Below are 23906 nucleotides of genomic sequence, written 5' to 3'. Positions count from 1 at the left end.
CACAACCTCTCATCGTAATAGCAAATAGAAGAGCCAGAAGATAAATAGAGCTAAAGGAATCATCAACATAATTTTCCTGGAAAAAAGATTCTTCCGTATGCGAATCCCACTTTCTTCTACTTTTACTTTAATATCACCAGATAACCGTATTTGTCCGTAAATACCCTCAGATATACTTACTCTCACCAATACAAGTCCACTCGGAAGCTTTTCAACACTTTGGACAGGAAAAACAGACAGCTCACCAGTCTGTTGAAGAGTTCTTTTTATAAAACCGGAAAGACCGGTATCATCAAAAGAAACCCATATCCTATCCCCGGCAGTAAGTTCTGAGGCAGCCTCTCCTCGTACTGGATCGACAATGGAGGAGCAAGGAATAAAAATTCCACGCTCTTTAATGTACTCTGTGGATAAAGAATTATCTTCCTTTTGAGGGACACGTTCATCTCCTTCAGACAGCCCAGAAAGCTCAAGACGAGCTTTGTTAAATCGCTCAAAAACAACTACAAAATCTAGGTCTGTACGAAAAACTTCTTTTAACTTTTCTTGAAGCTTCTCTATTACCTGTGCTCCAGGAGATTCGGAAGAAAAAAGAAGATTGACCTGTGTAGGACTTAAAATATCACGCACAGCTCCTCGTAATTTATTCCAGAGAACTTTCTCGAAATGAGCCCGCAAATCGGGGCCTCGCAAATCAATAATTGCTTTCCGAACTGACTCCCAACTAGCATTAATTTCAAATCCTTCAGGAATTCCTTTGCTTGAAGCCCAATATGTTTCATCGAAAATTTCACCTGAAGTTCCTCTACAAAGAAGGCAAAAAGCACCGCCCGCCTCGCCTCGTTTGTGAGAATCAAAACGAACCTTAATAGCAACGTACGAGGGGGAAAGGGATTTTAAAAGCGTTAAAAGTTCCTTGGGGTTCTCATGAACAGTGGAAAGTACTGCTCGCAAAGACCCAGGAGTACAATGAAAGAGAGAACAGAGTTCTTCCTCTACTTCTGGTGGAAGAGGTTGCATTTCCTGGACTTCGACTTCGGCTTCGCCATCTTCTTTTACAACTGTTGGTTGATTTTCTTCTACTTCTACTTCTATCCCTTCTGCTAGATTCTGCTGGCTATTATCCACCACAGTCCTCTCCCCTCCTTATATCTCGTTGTTCCCCTGACCAAGCGTTTTTATGGAAAGCATCCACGTCTCTGTAGAGAACTCTACGCTTCGCCCTCTATTACCGCCAGTATCTGTTGTTACTATCTTAATCTTATATTTATTAAGCCATTCTGATGTCTGTCGCACATTTCTACTTCCAACTGCTAAAAAATCAGTTTGGGCTCCTGGGATGGAAAACATCTGGGCCCCTCCTGCAAATTTTGCTTTTAAACGGGACCGTAAAGCCCCTCTCTTGCAAACTGCATCTATTAATGCCGGGACCGCTGTATCAGCGAATTTGCCAGGCTTATCTATCGTGCTTTCTTTTCCTCCCCTGCTTTCTGGAAGCATAATATGAGCCATCCCTGCCACTTTTGCCACAGAATCATAAATGACGAGACCTATACACGATCCCAAGCCTAGTGTGACAAGAACATCTGGAGCCGTGACGACAACTAAATCTGCCATTCCAACGTGAAAGGTATTTGCCATCGTTTACTGTACCCCCAGCTTCTCTAGCAGTCCTTCCAGAGAACCGGGATCTGGAATCATAACCACATTTCCTTGAACAGAGAGACTTGACTCACCTAATCTCAAAGTTGTGTTTACTACCAGAGCAGTATCTCCCGTCTGCCCAAAAATAGAGATAACGACATCAAGGACAGCAGCCAACATATCGTGGGCTACACCTGGGACAGATATGGAATAGGTGCTGCCTACAAACATATTAATAGAGTTCAAAAACGAGCTAAGAATAATATTCCCTACTTCCGACAAAGCACTGTCCCGTAATTCCTGGGGGAGAGAGGATATATCGATTCCTTCGCCAAATTGTTTCAATATAAGTAAATCCACCAAGGACTGGGCATTTTCCTCTTTTTGTATAAAAATAAGGCTGCATGGGAACTCTCCCTGAGAGCGCACAAAAACAGCAGCAACAAGGCTAAGTGCCGGACCGTAATGGCTACCCAAATCATAAATAGACACGAGCTCTGCTTTAGGAACATCCATGTCCACAGGTTTCCCAAGTAGTTTAGATAGAGCTGTCGCTGCATTACCTGCTCCTATATTGCCCACTTCTCGGATGGCATCAAGCTGTAAATGGCTGAAATCTTTAAGATCCATGGCCCCCTGACTCCTTCGCTCTACTTGGTGCAGAGAGACGCAACATCAAGGATAAGGGCTACATTCCCATCTCCAAGAATTGTCGCTCCAGCAATTCCTTTAATTTTAGAGAGGAACTTTCCAAGAGATTTAATAACAATTTCCTGCTGTCCTATCAATTCACTTACAATAAAACCAACCTTGTTTCGCCCAGCTTTTACCACAACAACAGGATATTCATCCTGTTGATATGTCTCCAAATGAGTCCCCAGCAAAGAGGCGAGATTTGAAAGTGCCAACACATCGCCGCGCAAAAGAGTGGCAGGAGTTCCGTGCATTGTTTTAATGTCCTCTTTACGAACAAGAATTGTTTCCTCTACATTTTCCAAAGAAATAGCATATATCTCGTCACCAACTTTAACGAGCAACGCCAACACAATGGCCAGCGTAAGGGGAAGACGTATTAAAACACGAGTCCCTTTTCCACGCATACTTTCTATTTCAAATTGGCCGCTAAGAGCTTCTACTTTCGTCTTGACCGCGTCCATACCAACGCCTCGTCCAGAAATATCCGTTACAGCATCAGAAGTACTAAAGCCTGGCAAAAGAACAAGTTGAATCAGTTCTTCCTCAGTCATGCCGTAGCTTTCTTCTTCAGTGATAAACCCTTTTTCTACAGCTTTTTCACGGACTCGATCTGAGTTTATTCCTTTCCCATCGTCGTCCACTTCTATAATGACACCGCTACCTTCCTGGTAAGCAGAAATCTTAATGACGCCTGTATCTGTTTTACCAGTTTTAACTCTGTCTTCAGGCTTTTCTATGCCATGATCAATGGAATTCCGAATAAGATGAACAAGAGGGTCTCCAATTTCATCGATCACTGTTCGATCAAGCTCTGTATCTTGTCCTTCTATTTGCAGATTAATTTTCTTTTCCATAGATTTGGAGAGATCTCGTACAAGACGAGGGAAACGATCGAATATAAAAGAAACTGGAACCATCCGTAACTTCGTCACCAACTCTTGAATATCTCCAGATATACGCCCTAACTGAGAGAGAGGCTCATCAAAGTCACGCAGCCGAGCTTCCTGAACAAGGCGCTCAATTCTGGCTCTCCCGATCACAAGTTCTCCCACGAGGTTCATCAATTTATCGAGACGGCCAATGTCGACACGTACAGTCTGCCCCGCTCTTTTTGATGCGTTATGACGAGAGGGGCCGTTCTGAGTAATTGACTCTGCGCTACTTCGTGCTACAACTTCTTTCTCTGGGGAAGAAGAAACATCCTTAGTGCCTACTTTTTCCTGTTCCTTTTCTCTCCAAGAAGGAGACCCTGCTTTCTCTATGGAAACCTTTTCAAGTTCGCTGATTCTGGATAATGCTTCCTGTAGAGATTCTTCAGAATCATGAGTTGCTATATATATTTCAAAAGAGCGATCAAATTTTTCATTTTCTAGATCCTCAACTGGAGGGGCCGTTTTAATAATATCTCCCATCTCATCTAATCGATTAACAACCATATACGCACGAGCAGCTTTAAGCATACACTCCTTGGAAAGACGTACATCTACTTTAAAGACATCCATTCCAAGACTATTTGCCTCATGAATCCATTGTTCCTCGTGGTCTGAGAGAACTTCATGTATCGTATTTTCTTCTTGTCTTTCATCTTTTTGAGGAACAGTCTGATGAAGGGCTTCTATAAGATCGTCTATAGAGATAGAGGTGTCTTTATCACCATTTCGAATAGCTTCGACCATGGTCTGCAGAGTATCAAGAGAGCGGAAAAGCAAATCTATGTCGCCACTCTGCAATTGGGCTTCTCCACGACGTACTTTATCGAGCCTGTCTTCTATAGAATGGGTAAGAGTTGACATCCGATCAAACCCCATCGTGGCAGACATTCCCTTCAACGTATGAGCTGAACGAAAGATTTCGTTAATGACCTCCATATTGCCTTGGTCCTTCTCTATTTCAAGAAGGAGATCATCAAGATGTAAGAGATTATCAGTAGCTTCATCCAAAAAAGCACCTAGATATTGATTCAAATCTATTCCTGTCATTGGGCATCATCTCCAACCACAATTTTCACTCGTAAAATGGACTCAAAAAAATCTATTCTAGCTATTTTCAATATATCTCGTTATCACAGTAGGGATGTTATAAAGAGGCGCTATCTCATCGACAATCCCAGCCTCCACAGCCGAGCGTGGCATTCCATACACCACACATGTTTCTTTCGACTCAGCAACAATATAAGCTCCTTTGCTATGCAATAATGCCGCCCCATCAGCACCATCTCGACCCATTCCAGTTAATATAACGCCCAAGACTCTTCCACCAACTTCGTTAGCAAGGCTCGTAAAGAGCATATTTGCTGACGGTTTTACTGAAAGGAGGGGCGGTAAATCCGAAAGCTCACATATTAATTTCCCGTCAACAGTACGGCGTACCAAGAGATGGGAACCTCCTGGGGCGATCACCGCCATTCCAGGCCTTAAGGGCGCCTTAGGGTACCCCTCTATTACCGTAAGTTTTGATACGGCATCAAGACGTTTTGCAAAAGATGGGGTAAAATCCTGAGGCATATGTTGAACCACAACTATAGGTAAAGGGAAATCCCCCGGAAGTTCGGAAAGGACATACTGCAACGCCCGAGGGCCACCAGTTGAAGCTGCTATAGCCACTATTTCAGGGGGCTGCTTCTTTATCTCGTTTCCCCCTTTAGGAATATAAACAGAGTGCTCATGTAAAAGATCCTGCTTTGACAGCATGGCAGTGCTCGCTGCCAAAACTTTAGCTATCAGCTCCTCTCCCACATCCTTCATATTGAGAGATATGTGCCCGGAAGGTTTCGCCACAAAATCTACCGCTCCTGTGGCAAGGGCCTGAAAAGTAGCCTGAGCCCCTTCTTGAGTTACGCTACTTACCATGATAACAGGTCTTGGATAATCTTTCATAATCATTTTAAGAGTCTGAAGTCCATCAAGCTTTGGCATTTCCATATCGAGAGTCAAAACATGGGGATCCAATATCTTTATCTTCCTTAATGCATCTTCCCCATCTCTCGCTGTACCTACCACTTCTATATGTGGATCTGAGCTAAGAATATCGCTAATTATTCTTCTCATGAAGGAAGAATCATCTACCACCAAAACCTTTACTTTAGACGTTATTGTTTCTGTCATTTCCACCCATTCCTATCTATTGGTCAGTTCCTGTTGACGAATAAAAGCACCAAGGCTTCTTTCTGCGGCAAGAGGTAATTCTTCAAAAGATACCCCCACTTCAGCATCTTCTGTTTTTTCGAGAACTCTGGCCACTGAAGCAAAAACCAGAAAAACTACATCAGCGGAAGAAAGTCGACAAAGACAACGGCGACCTTTTTCAAAAAAAGTTCTCTGAGTCAAATTCACTCGTAAAGCACATCCCCCCAGACTGATATCTTTCGCCATCATTGAAAACCATTTTGGGGGAGAAAACACAGTATGCCCTATTTCATCCAGGAAGCAAAGATCTAATTTAAATATACAAGGGACACGAACAAAACGCCGTCTCTGTAGCCGTATAACATCCCCCATCGGTTCAAGCCAAAGAAGAGGGACACGGTCTGTTATGGAACTGCGTAAAATAGACGCCTGAGTCTCATAAAGAGCCCCTTCTATTTCAATGGAAAGAGCCAGTTCTAGATTCTTATGGGTCGGCAACAACGCTCCTTTCAACATCGGGTGGGCCACTGCGAGATAGGGACATCGCATATCTTCCAGCCGAGAAGGATAATGTCCCTTATAAAGACCTGCTCGAATGTCCAGCAAGACTTTTGATCCGATATGTTCTTTTAACATGGGAGAGAACTGAGTAAAATCCATCTGTTACAACTCCATCCTTTGTACGCCTCGAACTAATCGCAAGAAAAAAGTTTTTAATCCCCGGCTAGGAGGCAAAATCTTTTGTTCTTTATTCCCCATAAAGCCAAGGGCAAGTGATCTGAAGGAGGCAGAAGCCAAAGAGTAAGGATACTCACGTAACACTGGCCGTTGCAAACGTATAGCTTGTCGTACCTTATCATCAGCAGGGATAAAACCATCATAAGTAACGTCAAGGCTCAAAAACCGATGCGCCACTTTTCGAATTCTCTCTGCTGTCTCATCGGCCTCTCTCTTTCCATGAGCCATATTTACAACAAGATGAACATCTGCTTTGCTTTTAGACTCAAGAGCCAAAACTTTCATGAGCCCGTAAGCATCCCGAATTGATGGGGGTTCTGGTGTTGTAACTACCATTACCGAATCTGATGCTAAGGCAAAAGTTAAAACATCTTTATGAATACCCGCTCCTGTATCAATAATAAGAAAATCTGCCTTTTTTTCCAGAGAGGTCAGCTTTTCAAAAAGCCTTAAAAACGTATCCTCATCGGCATCTGCCATCTCCTGCATACCGCTTCCCCCTGGTATAATCGCCACTCGGGCATCGACGTCTATCATTACCTCATCAAAATCTCGAGAACCACGAACTACATGTGCAAGAGAGTAGCGGGGAGCAAGGCCCAAAAGAAGGTCTATATTGGCCATCCCCATATCTGCATCCATAAGGATAACTGATGCGCCAAGATCCGACAAAGCTAAGGATATATTTACAGAAAAGCTGCTCTTTCCTACTCCACCCTTGCCACTTACTATAGCTAGCGATCGTGTAGGTTTTAAAAAAACATTTTCTTTATCTTTCTTTTTCTCCACTAAAAGTCGAAGCTCGCCCGCTTGATCTAAAGTAGATTTTCTCTCCTCTTCATGCACCGAGAGTCTCTCCTTCTCCAAGGAAAAGATCGATCATCTTGCGAGAGTTCGCCACTTCTATATCATTCGGCACATTTTGTCCTGTTGCCAAAAAAGAAACCGGGATATTGTTTGTCAATAAAATATTTAATAGACAACCATAATTTGTAGTCTCATCAAGTTTAGTAAAAAGAATATGGGAGAGAGGGAGGCATCCCATTCGACTCACCACATCCCTCATATCCTCATTCTTCATATTTGAGGCAAGTACAAGATGAAGAGCATCAGGTTGAAAAACTTTATACAGTTTTTGCAGCTCCTCAAAACGTTCTGTATCTTTCTGGCTTCTTCCAGCTGTATCTAACAAGATTAAATCTGCTGTCTTATATTTATGCAATATACCTTCTATGTCTTCTGCATCGAATATAACTTCAATAGGAACTCCTAAAATTTTTGCATACGTTCGAAGCTGTTCTACTGCTGCAATACGGTAGGTATCAGATGTAAGCAAGAGCACCTTTTTATGCTCCCACAGGGCATGGATTGCGGCTATTTTGGCAATAGTCGTCGTTTTCCCCACCCCTGTAGGGCCAATAAACATGACGCGCTGTCCTCCTATTGCCTCTACGGGCGTAGTAGCTGCTGTCTGAATTTGAGCAGCTAGCCACTCAGGGAAAAGATCTTGCGACAATTGTTCCCTTTTAAAACGATTTCCCAGGGATTGCGCTAATTCTGAATCCATCCCTTTTTCAGTCAACATATACACAAGTTCTGGAACTTTCTCCTCAGATACAACGGGGTGTGAATAATCGTCGAGTCGCTCTAGCACTCGATCAAGTTTTTCATAAATACGAGTTACTTCCATATGAAGTTTCTCTTGAGGTTCCGCAGTTTTTCCCTCTTTTTTTATGCTTGCGGCTTCCGCCTCTTTCGTGTTCTCTCCATGATGAGCCAAAGCCAAGCCTTCCGAAGAAAAAGCGATTTTATCCTTTACTTCCGGAGATTGTGTGCCCCCTGATGAAGACGACGGAGATTGATGTGATTCAATAAGGCGCTGAAAAGCAACAAGGCGTTCTCGAGTAGCTTCAAGTTCTTCCCGCTTCTCCTCCTCAAACACCCCTGCCGTTACAATCAAGACTTTCCTTTTAAAAAAGCCTAAAAAACCGCCTACTTTTGCCGGCCTTGTGGATAAAATAACAGCATCTCTTCCCAATCGCTCACCGGCAATTCGTATGGCATCTGCATCATTTTTCGCCTCAAAAGAAATTTGCCGCACTATACGCATCAATCATTCCACCATCCCTGCGGATTTTAATTGGACACCTTGGGATATTTCATTATAGGATACAACATAAACTCCCGGCAATGTCCCTTCAAGAAGACGACGAACTATAAGCCGCACTTCAGGGTGAGTTAAAAAGACAGGAAGATGCCCCCCCATAGCCATTTTTTCTGCCATTTTCGATGCCGCAGACATAAGCTCCTGAATACTTTCCGGATCCATATTAAGTTGCCACCCCTGAATTAAGTCCCCCTGTAAACTTTCCTTGATTTTCTGCTCCCATTGAGGCGAGAGGGTTGCCACAGTAATGAAACCATCGTCTCCCTGGATTTTAAGGGAAATAATCCTCGATAAGGCTTCCCTTACACGCTCTGTAAGGTAATCTACACTGCGAGTTACCCGTCCATGATCTGCTAAAGATTCAAAAATAGAGACGAGGTCTCGGATGGGGATCTGCTCTTTAACTAAATTCTGCAATACCTTCTGTACTTCTCCAAGAGATAACACGCCTAACATCTCTTCTATTACAGCTGGGGAACTTTCTTTTACTAGATCCGTAAGTTTCTGAACCTCTTGTCTCGTAAGGAGCTCCGATCCATAGCGTTTAATCGTCTCTGAAAGGTGCGTCGCCAATACAGAAGGAGCATCGACCACTGTATACCCCATAGATTCTGCTTTATCCCGCAATTCAGGAGAAATCCATGTAGCCTGAAGTCCAAAAGCCGGTTCTACAGTAGGAACTCCCACTATGTCTTCTTCTACATTACCTGTATTCATTGCCAGGTAATGATCTGGAAGCAATTCGCCGCGCCCTGTCTCGGCTCCTCGTACTCGAATAATATATTCCGAAGGTTTAAGCTGAATGTTGTCGCGAATCCTGATAGGAGGGACTACAAGGCCAAATTCAAGAGCCATCTGTTTACGAATCGTCCCAATCCTATCGAGCATATCCCCTCCTTGAGAGGGATCTACAAGAGGGATGATTGCATATCCAATCTCTATTTCCATGGGATCTACAGTTAAAAGGCGCATCACATCTTCAGGAGAAGCTGGTGCTGGAGCAACAGGAGCACCTTGAGCACTGGGACCTGAGCTTTGCCCTCCTTTGACCTCTTTGGATGAACGAGAAGGAGCTGTTTGTGCCTCCGTCTGTTGTATTTCCCCCTCTCGATAAACCCAGTACCCCATAAGAGCGAGAAATATACCGAGAATAAGGAAGGGCACTGTAGGAAGTCCTGGGACAAAAGCCAGAGCGAATAGCAAGACAGCGCCGATAAAAAGAGGCCTTGGATATGACATAAGAGATGCAAAAATATCGCGACCAAGGTTCCCTTCACCAGCAGCCCGTGTAACGATAACACCAGTAGCGGTAGAAAAAAGCAGAGCTGGAATTTGAGAAACCAAGCCGTCTCCCACCGTGAGAAGACTATAAACGGACCCAGCCTGCCCCAATGTCATGCCTCGCTGAAGAACTCCTATAGACAAACCACCAATAATATTGATAAGGGTGATAATAAGTCCAGCTATGGCATCTCCTTTTACAAACTTAGAGGCTCCGTCCATCGCTCCATAAAAATCCGCTTCACGCTGGATCTCTCGACGTCGATTTCGGGCCGTATCTTCATCAATAAGTCCCGCATTTAAGTCAGCATCAATGGCCATCTGCTTTCCTGGCATAGCATCAAGAGTAAATCGAGCAGCTACCTCAGCTACTCGTTCAGAGCCTTTCGTAATAACAACAAACTGAATAATAACGAGGATGAGAAAAACGACACCGCCGACTACATAGTTTCCCCCAACAACAAAATTACCGAAAGCACTAATCACTTTCCCTGCATCGGCACGAAGAAGAATAAGCCGTGTAGTAGAAACATTTAGCGCCAATCGGAAGAGGGTAACAAGAAGAAGCATAGTAGGAAAAGAAGCAAGCTCCAGAGCCCTCTGTACATAAAAAGTTGAGAGGAGAACCACAACTCCCAAGGTAATATTAGTGGCAAGAAGAATATCAAGAAACCATGTAGGGACTGGAATAATCATCATGGCTACAATCATCATAACCATGATAGCTAGTCCTATGTCGGAATACAAAAGGAACCGTTTTATAAAAGAATTCTGAGATGTAAGTTCAGCCACTCAGGCTCCATCCTCTCTCTTTTAAGTTAATGACCATAAGCATCTTTCTTTTTAAGCTTATAAACGAAGGCTAATACTTCTGCCACAGCTTTATATAAGGCATGAGGAATTTCATCGCCTATATCCGCAGAATCGTAAAGAGCCCATGCTAAAGGTTTATTTTCTACTATGGGAACCTTATGGTCCTCTGCTATTTCACGAATTCTTTGAGCTACAAATCCTTTTCCCATGGCCACGACAACAGGTGCCTCCATAAGGCTTTTGTCATACTCTAGGGCAATAGCAAGAGTAGTGGGGTTTGTTATAACTACATCAGCATCTGGCACAGAAGCCATCATACGACTTCTAGCCAGTTCCCGTTGTTTTTGGCGTATTTTGCTTCGTAACATGGGGTCCCCTTCCATCTGTTTATACTCTTCTTTAATTTCTTGCCGACTCATTCGAATGGATCGTTCGAACTCCCACTTTTGGTACAAATAATCGAAAAGAGCAATAGAAAGTAAAAGAAACGCCAATTTCATAGAAAGTTTCCATATCTTATGGAAGACCAAGGCTAATCCACCTTCAAGAGGCAATTGCAACGCCCCTACAAGTTCCTTCACTTCTTTTCGAAGGGCAGAATAAATCACAATACAAAACAACGCTGCCTTGATAAGCCCTTTAAAAAGCTCAACAAGAGAGCGCAGAGAAATGATCTTCTTGAGACCGGATACAAGATTAAAACGGTCTAGTTTCGGTACGAGAGGCTTACTGGTTATTACAAAACCAACCTGTGCCACTGTTACCCCCAAAGCAGCCAAAGCTGCCGCTCCCCCAAGAGGAAGCCAAACAAATACCAACATTCGTAATCCATTAATCCACAAAGAATGTTGCCATCCTGCCTTACCCAGTTCTGTCTGCCCCATTAGTGCAATCGTATTTTGGAGGTAAGTAACTAGTTCCTGCCAAAAAAAACCACCTAAAAGCGAAAGCCCCAAAAGGCCCACTATAATTACGATAGAGGCTCCTAGATCCTGACTTTTCGCTACTCGGCCCTCTTCACGCTCACGACGACGCTTTCGAGGTGAAGCCGGCTCTGTTCGTTCCTCCGCAAAGAACTGAAGATTCCACGTTATAGAAGAGCATGTTTCCATATCATGGCATTTTTCAATGCCATCTCTATATACTCCCTCATATTGGCAGAAATAAGGTCTACAGTTAAAGGTAAAACCACCATCAAAAGAAAAAGCCCTAGTGCTATTTTGAGAGGGAGCCCCAATACAAAAATATTCATCTGCGGAACTGTCCGAGCTAAAAAACCAAGCCCTATATCGGCTAGAAGAAGAGCTCCATAGAACGGCAGCACCATTCTCACTGCTAGAACAAACAACTTCTGAAGCCACAGCCCTACCCCCATATCCGCAGGAATGAAAAGGGAAATCTTCCCTATCGGAATTAATTTTAAACTCTCTACTACGGATTGTACCAGAAGCAGATGGCCGTTCCAGTGGAAAAAGAACCATAATCCTATCAAAAAGTATAACTGCCCAATAATAGAACTTTGCTCCTCACTTAAAGGGTCTAGAAGACTCACCATGGCTAGGCCCATAACATTTCCTATCAGTTCTCCAGCTACCTGAAGAGCATAGAGGGGAAGGGCCGACAAAAAGCCCAAAGCAGTTCCAATAAAAAATTCTCGCGTTCCACAAAGAATAATAGAGATCCAGTTTGAGAAAATTGCAGTGGGAATCGAAAGATCGGCACTCCCAACTGCCGCAATAGATATGAGAACAGCTGCCCAGAAGCGAGCCGGAAGGGGTAGAGATGGCGCTACAAAAACAGGGGAAGTAAAAAACATTCCAATAAAGCGCAAGCCAACTATAAGATAAACAATTAAACCTTGAGAAATCTGGAAAGGCTCTGTCATTGTATGAATTTTTCAAGCTGTCCTAAAAGAAAACGTGTCAAATCCCCAACCTGTCCAAAAATCCAGGGGCCAAAAAGCACAAGGGCAGCTAGCACCGCCACTATTTTAGGGATGAAAATAAGAGTTTGTTCCTGAATAGAAGTAGCTGTTTGAAGTATGCCAATTACTAACCCTACAATCATAGCTACCAATAAAATAGGAAGAGATGTAAGTAACATAACCCACACCGAGTGGCTTAAAACATCGTACATACTGAAAGAGTTCATCGCTTCTCCACCAGCCTTTCTACGAGAAGCTCTTGAAAAGACTCATTATCACTAAATCCCATCCATCTGCCATCACGAACAAAAGGATTTTAAAAGGAAGTGAAATCATCATAGGCGGTAACATAATCATCCCCATGCTCATAAGGACACTTGCTACAATCATATCTACTACAATAAAAGGGATAAAAATGACCACTCCCATTTGAAAAGACGTTTTAAGTTCACTTAACATGAACGCCGGAAGGAGAAGACGCGTAGGGACATCGTCCACGTTCTTAGGTCGTTCAACACCCGCCATCCTTACCATAAGAGAAAGCTCTTCCTCTCGAGTGTAACGAAACATAAATTGCCTCATAGGCACTACAGTTTTCTCCCAGGCCTGAGAAGCGTTAATAGATCCTGAAAGATAGGGAGCGAGAGCTTGATCATATACTTGTGTCCATGTGGGGGTCATTATAAAAAAGGTCATAAATAAAGCTAATGTTACAAGAACTTGGTTGGGAGGTGTTTGTTGCAACCCTAAAGCACGACGAACAAAACCAAGAACCACAAGAATCCGTGTAAAACTGGTGAGCATGAGCATAATGGCTGGAGCAAGGCTCAAAACTGTAAGCAAAGCCAATATTTGAAGGGTTAAAGCTACATCTTGTGGAGACTCTGCTGCACGAACCCCAAACTCAAGTGCTGGCAAAGGAACTGCTGGGATGTTACTCTCTGCACAAAATCCCGCTGCCCTAATTCCAAGGCTCCATATTAGTACTCCCATAAAAACGAGGAAGCTAACAATCTTTCTTTTCACTATGTCCTTCTCCTTGTAGCCACTCTTCATATCCCCATTTCCCCACCACTTTCGAATTACTCCCGACAAGTAGAGCCAAAACATCTGGTCCGCACTTTACGATATAGAGAACTTCTCGCCCTAATCGTAGAGTAGAGAGCACCTGTAGCCTGGAGTCTTGTTTAAAGGCCTTTCCTGGACGAACATAATGGACAAGAATCCAAGATGCTCCTCCTAAAATAGACAAAGCGATAACAACTCTGATGAGATACGTAGTCATACTGGGAAAAGATGCCGCCCCATAAGCAGTTCCCCCCGTAAATAAAAAGAAAAACCCAGCCAGTAACGCTATAAAGCGACCGCCTGGGATAATTTTTTTCATAATTTTCACACCGCAACTCTCTCAAAAAAACTTCTTTAAATTCATTTTAACCCAGAGCCTTATTCAAGGCCTCCACAACCCTATCAGGTTGGAAGGGCTTGACAATAAAATCCACTGCCCCAGCCTGTATCGCTTCTATAACCATAGCTTGTTGCCCCATAGCACTGACCATAATAACTTTAGAGGCAGGATCCAAAGCCCTAATTGCTTTCACTGCATCAATGCCATTCATTTCCGGCATAGTAATATCCATAGTCACAATATCTGGATGTAGTTTTTGATAGGCCGCCACTGCCACTTTACCGTTTTCTGCTTCTCCGACAACTTCAAAATCATTTTTTGTGAGGATATCTTTAAGCATCATCCTCATAAAGGCAGCGTCATCGACAATTAACACACTCTTCGCCATACCTGCACCCCTCACTTATTGAACTCTTAAGTTATTTATAGCGTTCGGGATCTACCAGACGTGTTCACTATCTCTGTGATACGAACACCGAAATTTTCATCAATAACAACAACTTCCCCTCTGGCAAGGAGCTTGCTATTGACAAGGATATCCACTGGCTCCCCAGCCATTTTATCCAATTCTATCACGGATCCCGGAGTCATGTTCAATATTTCTGAAATGCTTTTTCGAGTACGCCCCAACTCCACTGTTACCCGCACTGGAATATCTGCAATAAGATCAATATTGCTAGATACCTGTCCACTTTCCACCTTTGAAACAAGGGGCATAAATTCAGCAGGACGAACTTCCACTTGGGAAACCTGCGAAGCAGCTCGCGATCGAGGTGCATTTTCTTGAGCAGGCACATCTCCGCGAGGTAGTGTTGTCCTCCCTGATGGTACAGCCTTTGGCGGAGCTACATTAGATTTTGCCTGCTGAGATTCGGCAGGCGACATAACGGCTAAAGCTTCATCAGCTATATATTTTGCGGCACTGAACGGCGTAAGAATCCATAAGGGGAACTCTCCCACTCCCTCTATCGTCACAGGATACTCTATTGACCAAATATTTTCTTCCGGACCAGAGGCAGAAAAGGGCAACCATTCCCCTTTTTCCAAAGCCGACGTAGCGTTGTCCGGCATCAGACGGCGTCCACCTAAAATACCACTCATATTCGTAAAAGAAGCCCCTACCATCTGACTCAAACCCTCTTGGGCCGCGTTAAGATAAAGCTCGCTGGCGTCATTGGGCAATTCTTTGCCTTCGCCACCCATCATAAGATCTGCCAGAACCAAGGCCCCATGCTCCGCAAGTACCACTACTAGGGGGGTATCATTCAAGCCTTGGCATGTAACACGAAAGCAGAAAGCCCCTTCCCCAGGTTTGAGGACAAAATCCTTCTGGGGAAGAACCTCTTGTTTTTTCTGTGGAACTGTTACACTTCGCCCTGCCAACATACCAAAAACGTTGGTAACAGCCGTAGAGAAAACATCATTTACGCCGTCTAATACTTTTGACTGCTCAGGAGATACATCCGGAAGTGTTCCGCCACTTTCTTCTTGAGTCTTCAGCGTATGTCCTTGGAGAAGGGCATTTATTTCTTCCTGACTCAACAGCTCATCTATCATCTTTGACTCCTCCCTCGTTATCGGGAATCATCTCTTCGTCATAGAGAATGTTTAATACCTCTATTGCATAACAGTCGTCTAGGCTTCCTGGGCGTCCCTGAAACTTTATCATGTTGCCTACACGAATATCAGCGGCACCATCTACCGTCTCATCTAGTTTTACTACATCCCCAGTACGAAGCTGTAAAACATCATCAACACTGAGAATCGTATGCCCCAACTCCACAGCCACAGGAATTCGAACATTCCCGAGATGGCGAACAATAGCCTCTCTCGCCCCTTCTTCTTTCTTTCGCCCAGTGGAAGCGAACCACTGCTGAGAGCTTAATTTGTCCATTAAAGGTTCCATAAGGAAATAGGGAATACAAATACTGATCATCCCTTCCACATCTGCCACTTTCAGTTTTAAAATTACTAACAACACCATATCGGTGCCAGGACAAATTTGGACAAAAAATGGGTTGCTCTCCATGTTTTCAAAACGGAAGCGAACATCTACTACAGTACTCCAGCTTTCTTCGAGAAGTTCGAGCATCCTCATAATAACTCGTTCTATAACCATACGCTCAATATCTGTAAGATCACGAGCTTTCCCCGAAAATTCGCCTTTACCACCTAACATTCGATCAATAATGGCGAATACTAAGTTAGGATTAATCTCAATCAAAGCATTCCCGCTAAAGGGATACATCTCCAATATTCCTATAACTGTCGGCTGAACAAGAGAGCGGACAAATTCATCGTAAGCCAATTGATCTACAGAAGCAACCTCCGCAGATACCATAGAACGGACCATGGTAGAAAGAGTGGTGGTCAGCTGTCTGGCAAAAGATTCATGAATCATCTGTATAGCCCGGAGCTGATCTTTGCTGAATTTATCAGGTCTTCGGAAATCATAAACCTTAATTTTTCTCTCTTCAGAATCAGCACTCATAGAATCTAAATCAAAACTGCCACTCGAGAGAGCATCTAGCAAAGAGTCTATTTCGTTTTGTGAAAGAACGTCTGGGCACATAGCTCCACCACCTCCTCTAGTTGTTATTTAAAGATCCTCTATTGAAGGACAAAACTCTGGAAAAGAACCCTCTTTACGGGAACCTGTCCTTTTACTGGGGGAACCATCACGTTAATACCCTGCTTCACCTCTTCGGCAAGTTCTAGAACTCCTTCAGCACTACGTAATTCAGAAGCCGTCTTACCTTTGGCTACAAGGAGCACTTCATTAGTAATACGCATCTTCCAGCTCTCTTTCTGCAAAGTTTCAAGAGCTTTAGGACTTGAAAGCTCCAAAGCCAAAGTGAAGCTCACCACTCCCCCATCCACACCAGAAAGGTTCGTTATAAACTCTCCTATGTTACACACCGGACCCGGCTCTTCAATGCTGACCCCAGAAGCAGAAGCTACAGAAGCAGGTCGAAGCAAAAATCGACTTGCCAATAATCCGCCTCCAAAACCAACACAAAAAGCAATGACCCCTATCATAATAAACACGAGAAATCTTTTCATCATGTCGTCTTTCCTCCCAGAGGTTTATTGTACATCATTTTGGATACTGGGAAAGAATCACCACATCCACACGCCTATTCAAGGCCCGATGTTCCGGCGTATCGTTGGGAACAATCGGGCGGAAAGCACCATAAGAAACGGCTTGAAGTTTTCGAGGCTCGATACTTCCGCTTTCCTGAAGATAAGACGCTACCGTAGCTGCCCGTAACGCTGCTAGTCCCCAATTATTTTTCAAAGGTCCCCCACGAAGGGGAACACTATCTGTGTGCCCTTCTATAGACATGGCCGGAACTATATTTTTCAGATGTTGAGCTAATTTGTAAAGAATCCGTTTTCCCTCTGGTTTCATATCAGTTTGGCCTGTATCAAAAAGAAGCTGATCAGAAATAGAGACCGTGATTCCACGCTGGTCAACTCGAACAACTGCCTGATGTTCCAACCCTTCCTGTTTTAAAAAAAGCCTCAACCCTTTTGCTATTTCCCGGGTATCAACGGTACTTTTATCTGATTCCCCCGCATCTCGTCCCTCAAATCCGCCATACACACCTCCTCCTTCCTCTAAAGATCTTCCCCCAGGCAAAACACCCAATGCCCCTTTAAAGGAAATGATCATCTTTTGGAATTTTTCGACATCCAAATTAGAGAAGGAAAAGAGAAGAACAAAAAAAGTCAATAACAACGTAACCATGTCGCTATATGTCGTCAGCCAATTTCCGGTTTTCTCTTCATGTTGTCGTCGACGACGAGCCATTATTAGGCTACTCCTTCTTTGGCTTGACGCTCTTCTTCTTCCAACCGCTCCCGCTGTTGTGGTGGAAGGAAAACTTTCAATTTCTCCTCGACTATTCGTGGGTTTTCTCCCGCCTGAATCGCCAAAACACCTTCTACCATAAGTTCCCTCGCCATAACTTCCTCCGAAGACCGCGTTGAAAGCTTTCGGGAGATGGGGAGAGCAAAAATATTGGCGATAAAGGAACCATAAAAAGTAGTAATAAGAGCAACAGCCATGCCTGGCCCCAAAGCATCCGGATCATCCAGGTTCTTTAACATAGCAATAAGTCCGATAAGCGTCCCCAGCATTCCGAAGGCCGGGGCCATCTCTGCCATTGTATCGAACATACTCTTATTAGACACATGTCGTTCTTCCAAAATACCTATCTCTGTATCTAGAATCGCCTTTACGAGTTCTGGATCTGTTCCATCCACAACAAGCTGAATAGATTTCCTTAAAAACTCATTATCAAGCTCTGCAGCATCGCTTTCAAGTGCCAGAAGGCCTTCACGTCGAGCTTTTTCTGCAAAACTTACTATCGTTTGTACCAACGAGACTAGATCCGGACTTTTTGAAAAGAAAGCACGGCCTAATATTTTGCCGATATTTTTAAAACGATCCATAGGGCTCGACATGATAACAACGCCTAAAGTTCCACCAACTGTGATGAGGAGGGATGGAAAATCGAGGAAAGCCCTTGGGTCACCACCGACCACAATGCCTCCTACGACTAATATAAGTGCTATGGAAAGCCCTACCACTGTTGCCAGATCCACAGAATAATCCCTCCCATAATAAAGTAAAACCCTGTTTTAGTTTTACTCCTCCTGTTGTTGAACATTTATGCCTTCTGAATAAGAAGAAGGTCGCCAAATGCGGTTTCGATATGCAACTACGAGATCAACTACGTCCTTTACAGATTCACGAACCACGTACCGATGATTGTTTATCAGTTTTATCACGGTATCTGGTGTGGTCTCCACTGTTTCGATCAGATCGCCGTTGAGAACAAATTGCTCTCCATTAAAACGGGTAAGGGTTATCATCTAATCCCCCTTACTCTAACGTTTCATATTGACGAGTTCTTCCAAAACCTGATCGCTGGTTGTAACAACTCGGGCATTCGCCTGAAACCCTCTCTGAGCAATAATAAGACGAACAAACTCTTCAGAAAGATCCACATTTCCCATCTCCAGAGATCCACCAGAAATCTTTCCGGCCCCACCCTCTAAGGGAGAAACAACCTGCGCTATTCCCGAGTTAGCACTCTCAATAAAAGCAGTATTTCCTACTTTTTCAAGGCCAGATGGGTTCGCAAAAATAGCAAGGCCGAGACGATAAAGGGCTCTACTCTCTCCATTGCTGTAAACCCCTACGACAGTACCATCACTCCCTACAGCAAAATCGTTGAGGACACCCATTTCGTAGCCGTCTCGATAATAAGCTTTTGTAGTAAAAGCCGAACCGTATTGAGTAACCCCTTCTATTTCTTCTTTCCCAAAAGACTGGCCGCTAAAATCAAGCTTAATGGAAGCGTCCTCTGCTCCTAGGGCTCCAAACCCTAAGAACATAGTAGGAGTAGCGGAAGCCGTTTCTATTTTTCCATCGCTTCCGAAAGAAATAATCCCCGTGTTATCTTTTAGGGTAATACCAGATTCGGTAGGTAACCACGCTCTCCAACGCCATTGATTATTGTCAATTTTTTCCCAACTCACTTCAAGGGTATGACTATTTCCCAAGCTATCAAATACATCTAGTTTTGTCACGTGAGTGCTAGGAATTCTTTGATTTATAGTTGTAAGCACATCCCCTGAAGCCGATCCTTGTCGAATCTCCAACCCTTGCCCCTTAGAAGAAGGAACTGCAAAAAGTTCCCCTACAGGAAAAGTAGACCCCAGAGAAAGCCCATTCCCAGACGGATCTACAAAGGTGCCGTCATGAGATGCTGTGACATTTGTACTAAAACGACTTACCGTCGAGGCATTATCAACACCCCATAAAACAAGCTCACGATCCCCACTTTGGCTTCCTAGATCATTAAACTCCACTAAATAATGGTGCTCTGTCCCGTCATTTTCCGCGACGCTGAAGACTTCATAATCCATCATGGCACCCAGCTCGTACTCCCACGCATCATTGGGTTTGCCCGCATCAGCATTTTTCATCTTTAACACACCTGATTCGCTATCGAAGGTTACATTATACGTGTTCCCGTCGAGAGCAAAGGTATTATCAGCTAATTTAGGCCGCTTCGTATTTTGATCTACACCATTAAGCTCCATTTGGATCGTCTGATTTCCCACCTTTATAGTGAGGAAAGAGTTCACGTCGGTGCCTGAACCAAAAGTAATAGCCCTATCAACACCGTTGAGAATCCCCGTAGCCTTTACGCCATTTGTAAGAAAACCCATGGGAAGATAGGCGCCTACCCGGCTATCGAGATTGCAACGAAACCCCGAAAGAGTTGTCGCCTTAGCAGGAAGCTTTTGCCCTACAGGAATGGTCATATCCACAAGCTGGGTCCCCTTTATATAACGAGTCGGATCGTTTGGGTCTGTTTCCAGAGTGTATCCTTTTAGCATATATCCAGTTCCTGACTGAACTATATTGCCACTTGCGTCCAGGATAAAGTTTCCGGCACGAGAGTAGAGAGTTCTCCCCCCATCACTCATAACATAATACCCATCGCCCTGAATGGCCATGTCCGTTCTATTACCTGTATATTGAAGCTGACCTTGAGAATGTATGGTCTCAATAGCTCCAATATTCACGCCAAGTCCCACCTGCATGGGGTTGATTCCACCACGATTATCCTGAGGGGAGGAAGCACCTCTGGATGTCTGGTAAAGAAGATCTTGAAAAATCACTGTAGACTTTTTAAAACCTGCAGTGTTGACATTCGCAATATTATTTCCAACTACATCAAGCAGAGTCTGATGTCCCCTAACTCCACTTACTCCCGTCATCAGGGATCTTAGCATTTCTGTATACCTCCTAACAATGAGAAATGCGCATTCCCTTGCTTCAGATGAGCCTGCCCGTCCGTGGAGGCCTTTTATCTCTATCTCATATACATAATGTCGGAAAGATCAGGAGGAAACTGAAACCCTGTTTTACGCAACAGCAAGAACTTCCCGCATGCCGATTTCAATTTTCTTGCTCGATATGCCCGACAGATCCGACAACACAAGCATAACGCCCTTCTTTTCATCGAAACGAACTGCTTCTACCTTTCCAGCTTGAAGTTGACCCTTTTCATCATAGAAACTGACGTTTCTACCTATGTAGGAAACTGCTGTTCCTTTATTGACAGTAGCCATCTCTTCTACGACTTTAGCAACATTTGCCAGCTGCTCCACTGTGGTGAACTGAGCCATTTGAGCTATGAAGTCCCTGTCTTGAAGAGGATTGAGAGGATCTTGATGGGTAAGTTGCGCAATAAGAATCTTAAAAAACGCATCCTTGCCAAGGCCATCATCTGTTTTTTGGCTCGTCTTTTTAGGACCACTTTGAGAGTCCGTATCTTGAATTCCCGTTGTCTTAGGAAAGGCTTCGCCTCCATAAACCGTATATTCTGTCCCCTGAACGAACATACTCCGTCCCTCCTTATGCCATCCAGAACAGCAGCCCCTGTTCCAGGTCTATTCTAAAAGCCGAGACTGCATCTACATCATCCTCTTGTGTCCCAAAGGAAAACTTCCGCCCTTTGGACCCTTGAGGGTGATGCTGCGAACCTCTTTCATCCCTTACATCTACAGAACAATCGGCTAAAATCAATCCTTGTTGTTGGAAGGAAGATTTTAAAATAGGCAATTGCTCTTGAACTGTCTGTCTAAGCTGCTCGTTTCCAACGCGAAACAGTGCTTCCAGCCCTCGCTGTGTAGACACAAGTTCTACATCAACCCGCCCTAAAGCTGGAGGATCTATAATAACCGTAGCTCTCGTTTCTCCTCGCGTATGAAGAAACCGTAAAACATGAGACAAGCCTGTCTGAAAACATTCTGACGGGTCCCCTCCAAGATAGACACCTCTCTGAAGAGCTACTTGTGTCGCAGAGGGCTCTGGCTGTTTGGTAGATACAGTTCCTGCCAAAAGGGCTCCCTCCTCCTGCACTTTATGACGAGAGACAAAAGGTTCTTTTTCTAAAATTTCAAAAGGCATCATCGCCTCTTTGCGAGAGAAGAGCGTAGAAGAGGCACTCCCCTCATAATCAGGCATCTGTATACGAAAAGCTGATTCCACTTGTGCTTGTCCCGAACTTTTCTCCAATAAGGAGAAATCTCCCGCTTGTTTTATTTTTTTATCGCTCAAATAGAGAGCCTCTTCTTTAGATATATTTTGTCCGTTCACCACAGGTATGTCTGAGGTAATCGCAACCCTTTCCACAACTGCAATAGCAGAATCCATATCATTTTTTATAAGAGAAACTTTACGTGGAGATAAACCTAAAAGCTTCTCAAATTCTTTCTTTTTTGAGGGAAACGGTGAATTTGAAATATTCTCTTCTGTGTCGTCGTTCCCTTTTTCTTCTGGAACCAATAATGATGGAGCATCCTCTGTTCCCTCTGTTTCTTTGTCTAAACGAAGAGAATCAACTTTTTCTTCAGACTTCCATCCTGATCGCAGTTCCGACTTCAACTCTAACACCCCATCTTGTTCGCTTTCAGCTTTAGATGGAGATGAAATCATCGCGCTTGAAGTCCTCAAAGGTGCGCATCCTAGAAGAGAGAGGGACAAATCTGGCATTACGTCTCCCTTGATTTCCTTCTCATCTTTATTCTCTTCTTCTTTTATTTCGTCTGTGCCTGTAATATCTACGAGAGAAACATTTTCTGCTAACAACTCTCTGTTCTCTCCCATCAAGAGAGTCATGAGAAGAGCAAAATCCATATTTTGTAATTCAGCTGCTCCTTGAAACATTGTTTCATTACTTTCTGGCTGACTCTGCCCACAAAAAAAAGACGAAGAGATCAATTGAAAAAGGCTATCGGACATGCATTTCTCACCTGTCTTTCTCTAGAGCAAGCTGCTCTGTCAATCGTGCCGCTCGCGCAGGATCCATACGTGCCAAGATAGCTGCAACTCCATCTTCCGGCATATGAAGCAGGATTTCCACTGCTAAATCTCGTTTTAGCTCTTCCAAAATGGAAGCGGCCTTGCGAGGCGACATCTCCTGAAAGGTCTGGACTAAAGATTGAAATGCTTCTACAGTTTCTGGTTCTTTTTTTATTTCCTGTTTTTGCGAAGCGACAAAAGCAGCCTCTTTCACAGCCAATTTTTTTTCTTTCTCTACTAATTCCGTCATTAATGTATCGATATGAGCCTGAGTTTCATTCATAGCCGCCTCTCGCTCATTGAGACGCGCTGTCCACTCTTCAAGCTCCATACGCCTTCTTTCATCAGCAGAAAGAGGAAGAGATGATGTAAGCCCCAAACGTTCTACCAAGGGGTGTCCTACTACAGGCAACTTATATAAAAAGGAAGACAGCGATGGGCGTAGATCCCAAACTCCTGTTAAGTAAAGACCCGTAATAATGCCAATGACCACAAAAAAAGCAATAAAAAAAAAGCTCCATCTCCGACGTCCCTTTCCCTCTCTCTTGCGAGAAGAAGCAAGCCGAGATGAGCTCTGTTCTTCACCCACTTCCTGTTCTACTTCAGGCCAGAGTTCCTCAGGCATTCTTTAATCGCTCCCCATATTTCTCCTATATTCAGCCAATACATTTCGAACATATTGCTGAGTTTCCGAAAAAGGTGGGATCCCTCCAAAAGAATCGACTCTTGCCGGACCTGCATTATAAGCAGCAAGCACCTTCTCTACGTCCCCATTATATTTATCGGCCAGTAAAGCGAGATATTTTACTCCCCCACGGATGTTTTCTTCTGGGTCGAAAGGATCAGATACTCCTAACATTTGAGCCGTTCCCGGCATAAGTTGCATAAGCCCCATGGCTCCTTTAGGAGAAAGAGCATTTTTATTGCCACCTGACTCCATCTTTATCACAGCCCGTATAAGATCCTCGTTCACACTGTAAGCTCTTCCATATTTTCGAATAGCCTTTTCCGCCGCAGATTGAGGATCTTCTACATGAGATCTTTTTTTAAAGGTCGCATTTCCAAAAAGCTCTTGCCCCCTCTCTGCTTCCTGAAGGACATGGACGAATTGTTCCTTTTTCTCCATCTCTCTTTTAAGGGGAGATACTGGATAAAAACGCTCCTGTATTTGGGAAATGCGATTAAAAACTCTTTCCATTCCCGTCTTACCAGTCATTGTG

26 protein-coding genes are annotated in these 23906 nt (G+C 43.9%); all 26 read right to left on the bottom strand.

Features of this window, described 5'->3' with window-relative positions; translation table 11 throughout:
* Positions 1 to 9: 9 nt before the first annotated feature.
* A complete protein-coding gene (locus tag K360_RS0103150; RefSeq protein ID WP_024821739.1) occupies positions 10 to 1131 on the bottom strand; it encodes a hypothetical protein in 1122 nt (373 codons plus the stop codon).
* 15 nt (positions 1132 to 1146) lie between these two features.
* Complete coding sequence (locus K360_RS0103145) at positions 1147 to 1641, bottom strand: chemotaxis protein CheD (protein ID WP_024821738.1); 495 nt, start codon at positions 1639 to 1641, stop codon at positions 1147 to 1149.
* Between the two features lie 3 nt (positions 1642 to 1644).
* The gene (locus K360_RS0103140) at positions 1645 to 2274 is read right to left on the bottom strand and encodes a chemotaxis protein CheC (protein WP_024821737.1); all 630 of its coding nucleotides are present in this window, start codon (positions 2272 to 2274) and stop codon (positions 1645 to 1647) included.
* Between the two features lie 20 nt (positions 2275 to 2294).
* Positions 2295 to 4319 carry a chemotaxis protein CheA gene (locus K360_RS0103135; protein ID WP_034326222.1) on the bottom strand — a complete coding sequence of 675 codons (2025 nt, stop codon included), beginning with the start codon at positions 4317 to 4319 and terminating at the stop codon, positions 2295 to 2297.
* A 57-nt stretch (positions 4320 to 4376) separates the two neighbouring features.
* Positions 4377 to 5444: a protein-glutamate methylesterase/protein-glutamine glutaminase gene (locus K360_RS0103130; protein ID WP_034326220.1), complete on the bottom strand. Its 1068-nt coding sequence runs from the start codon at positions 5442 to 5444 to the stop codon at positions 4377 to 4379.
* A 12-nt stretch (positions 5445 to 5456) separates the two neighbouring features.
* On the bottom strand, positions 5457 to 6125 hold the full coding sequence (locus K360_RS0103125; RefSeq protein ID WP_024821734.1) for a flagellar brake protein: 669 nt from the start codon (positions 6123 to 6125) through the stop codon (positions 5457 to 5459).
* A 3-nt stretch (positions 6126 to 6128) separates the two neighbouring features.
* Positions 6129 to 7049, bottom strand: coding sequence for a MinD/ParA family protein (locus K360_RS0103120; protein ID WP_024821733.1), 921 nt, complete (start codon positions 7047 to 7049; stop codon positions 6129 to 6131).
* Entirely contained in the window at positions 7042 to 8313 is a 1272-nt protein-coding gene (gene flhF / locus K360_RS0103115) for a flagellar biosynthesis GTPase FlhF (RefSeq protein WP_024821732.1), read from the bottom strand. The genes K360_RS0103120 and flhF overlap by 8 nt, the downstream gene beginning before the upstream one ends.
* Positions 8314 to 8316: 3 nt before the next feature.
* Positions 8317 to 10371, bottom strand: coding sequence for a flagellar biosynthesis protein FlhA (gene flhA, locus K360_RS0103110; RefSeq protein ID WP_420804785.1), 2055 nt, complete (start codon positions 10369 to 10371; stop codon positions 8317 to 8319).
* Between the two features lie 98 nt (positions 10372 to 10469).
* Entirely contained in the window at positions 10470 to 11576 is a 1107-nt protein-coding gene (gene flhB / locus K360_RS0103105; protein WP_024821730.1) for a flagellar biosynthesis protein FlhB, read from the bottom strand.
* Positions 11555 to 12349 carry a flagellar biosynthetic protein FliR gene (locus K360_RS0103100; RefSeq protein ID WP_024821729.1) on the bottom strand — a complete coding sequence of 265 codons (795 nt, stop codon included), beginning with the start codon at positions 12347 to 12349 and terminating at the stop codon, positions 11555 to 11557. Before K360_RS0103100 ends, flhB begins: the two co-directional genes overlap by 22 nt.
* Entirely contained in the window at positions 12346 to 12615 is a 270-nt protein-coding gene (fliQ, locus tag K360_RS0103095; RefSeq protein WP_024821728.1) for a flagellar biosynthesis protein FliQ, read from the bottom strand. Before fliQ ends, K360_RS0103100 begins: the two co-directional genes overlap by 4 nt.
* 19 nt (positions 12616 to 12634) lie before the next feature.
* On the bottom strand, positions 12635 to 13414 hold the full coding sequence (gene fliP / locus K360_RS0103090; RefSeq protein ID WP_024821727.1) for a flagellar type III secretion system pore protein FliP: 780 nt from the start codon (positions 13412 to 13414) through the stop codon (positions 12635 to 12637).
* Positions 13395 to 13784 carry a hypothetical protein gene (locus tag K360_RS0103085; protein ID WP_024821726.1) on the bottom strand — a complete coding sequence of 130 codons (390 nt, stop codon included), beginning with the start codon at positions 13782 to 13784 and terminating at the stop codon, positions 13395 to 13397. The genes fliP and K360_RS0103085 overlap by 20 nt, the downstream gene beginning before the upstream one ends.
* A 37-nt stretch (positions 13785 to 13821) precedes the next feature.
* Positions 13822 to 14184: a response regulator gene (locus K360_RS0103080; RefSeq protein WP_024821725.1), complete on the bottom strand. Its 363-nt coding sequence runs from the start codon at positions 14182 to 14184 to the stop codon at positions 13822 to 13824.
* 35 nt (positions 14185 to 14219) lie between these two features.
* On the bottom strand, positions 14220 to 15353 hold the full coding sequence (fliY, locus tag K360_RS10430) for a flagellar motor switch phosphatase FliY (protein ID WP_034326217.1): 1134 nt from the start codon (positions 15351 to 15353) through the stop codon (positions 14220 to 14222).
* The gene (gene fliM / locus K360_RS0103070; protein ID WP_024821724.1) at positions 15343 to 16368 is read right to left on the bottom strand and encodes a flagellar motor switch protein FliM; all 1026 of its coding nucleotides are present in this window, start codon (positions 16366 to 16368) and stop codon (positions 15343 to 15345) included. Before fliM ends, fliY begins: the two co-directional genes overlap by 11 nt.
* Positions 16369 to 16406: 38 nt before the next feature.
* Positions 16407 to 16862: a flagellar basal body-associated FliL family protein gene (locus K360_RS0103065; protein ID WP_024821723.1), complete on the bottom strand. Its 456-nt coding sequence runs from the start codon at positions 16860 to 16862 to the stop codon at positions 16407 to 16409.
* Positions 16863 to 16893: 31 nt separating this feature from the next.
* The gene (locus K360_RS0103060; RefSeq protein WP_024821722.1) at positions 16894 to 17610 is read right to left on the bottom strand and encodes an OmpA/MotB family protein; all 717 of its coding nucleotides are present in this window, start codon (positions 17608 to 17610) and stop codon (positions 16894 to 16896) included.
* Between the two features lie 2 nt (positions 17611 to 17612).
* Positions 17613 to 18407 (bottom strand): motility protein A, encoded by a 795-nt coding sequence (locus K360_RS0103055; protein ID WP_024821721.1) that lies wholly within the window; start codon positions 18405 to 18407, stop codon positions 17613 to 17615.
* A gap of 42 nt (positions 18408 to 18449) precedes the next feature.
* Entirely contained in the window at positions 18450 to 18677 is a 228-nt protein-coding gene (locus K360_RS0103050; protein WP_024821720.1) for a flagellar FlbD family protein, read from the bottom strand.
* 15 nt (positions 18678 to 18692) lie between these two features.
* Complete coding sequence (locus K360_RS0103045) at positions 18693 to 20612, bottom strand: flagellar hook protein FlgE (RefSeq protein ID WP_024821719.1); 1920 nt, start codon at positions 20610 to 20612, stop codon at positions 18693 to 18695.
* Positions 20613 to 20744: 132 nt separating this feature from the next.
* A complete protein-coding gene (locus K360_RS0103040) occupies positions 20745 to 21224 on the bottom strand; it encodes a flagellar hook capping FlgD N-terminal domain-containing protein (protein ID WP_024821718.1) in 480 nt (159 codons plus the stop codon).
* 13 nt (positions 21225 to 21237) lie between these two features.
* Positions 21238 to 22626 (bottom strand): flagellar hook-length control protein FliK, encoded by a 1389-nt coding sequence (locus K360_RS0103035; protein ID WP_024821717.1) that lies wholly within the window; start codon positions 22624 to 22626, stop codon positions 21238 to 21240.
* A 7-nt stretch (positions 22627 to 22633) separates the two neighbouring features.
* A complete protein-coding gene (locus K360_RS0103030) occupies positions 22634 to 23311 on the bottom strand; it encodes a MotE family protein (protein WP_024821716.1) in 678 nt (225 codons plus the stop codon).
* A gap of 3 nt (positions 23312 to 23314) precedes the next feature.
* Entirely contained in the window at positions 23315 to 23902 is a 588-nt protein-coding gene (locus tag K360_RS0103025) for a lytic transglycosylase domain-containing protein (protein WP_024821715.1), read from the bottom strand.
* Positions 23903 to 23906 lie beyond the last annotated feature (4 nt).

Origin of the sequence: Aminobacterium mobile DSM 12262 (assembly GCF_000526395.1) — a bacterium.
In the GTDB taxonomy this organism is placed as follows: domain Bacteria; phylum Synergistota; class Synergistia; order Synergistales; family Aminobacteriaceae; genus Aminobacterium; species Aminobacterium mobile.
This window is presented reverse-complemented; position numbering and strand designations above follow the sequence as displayed.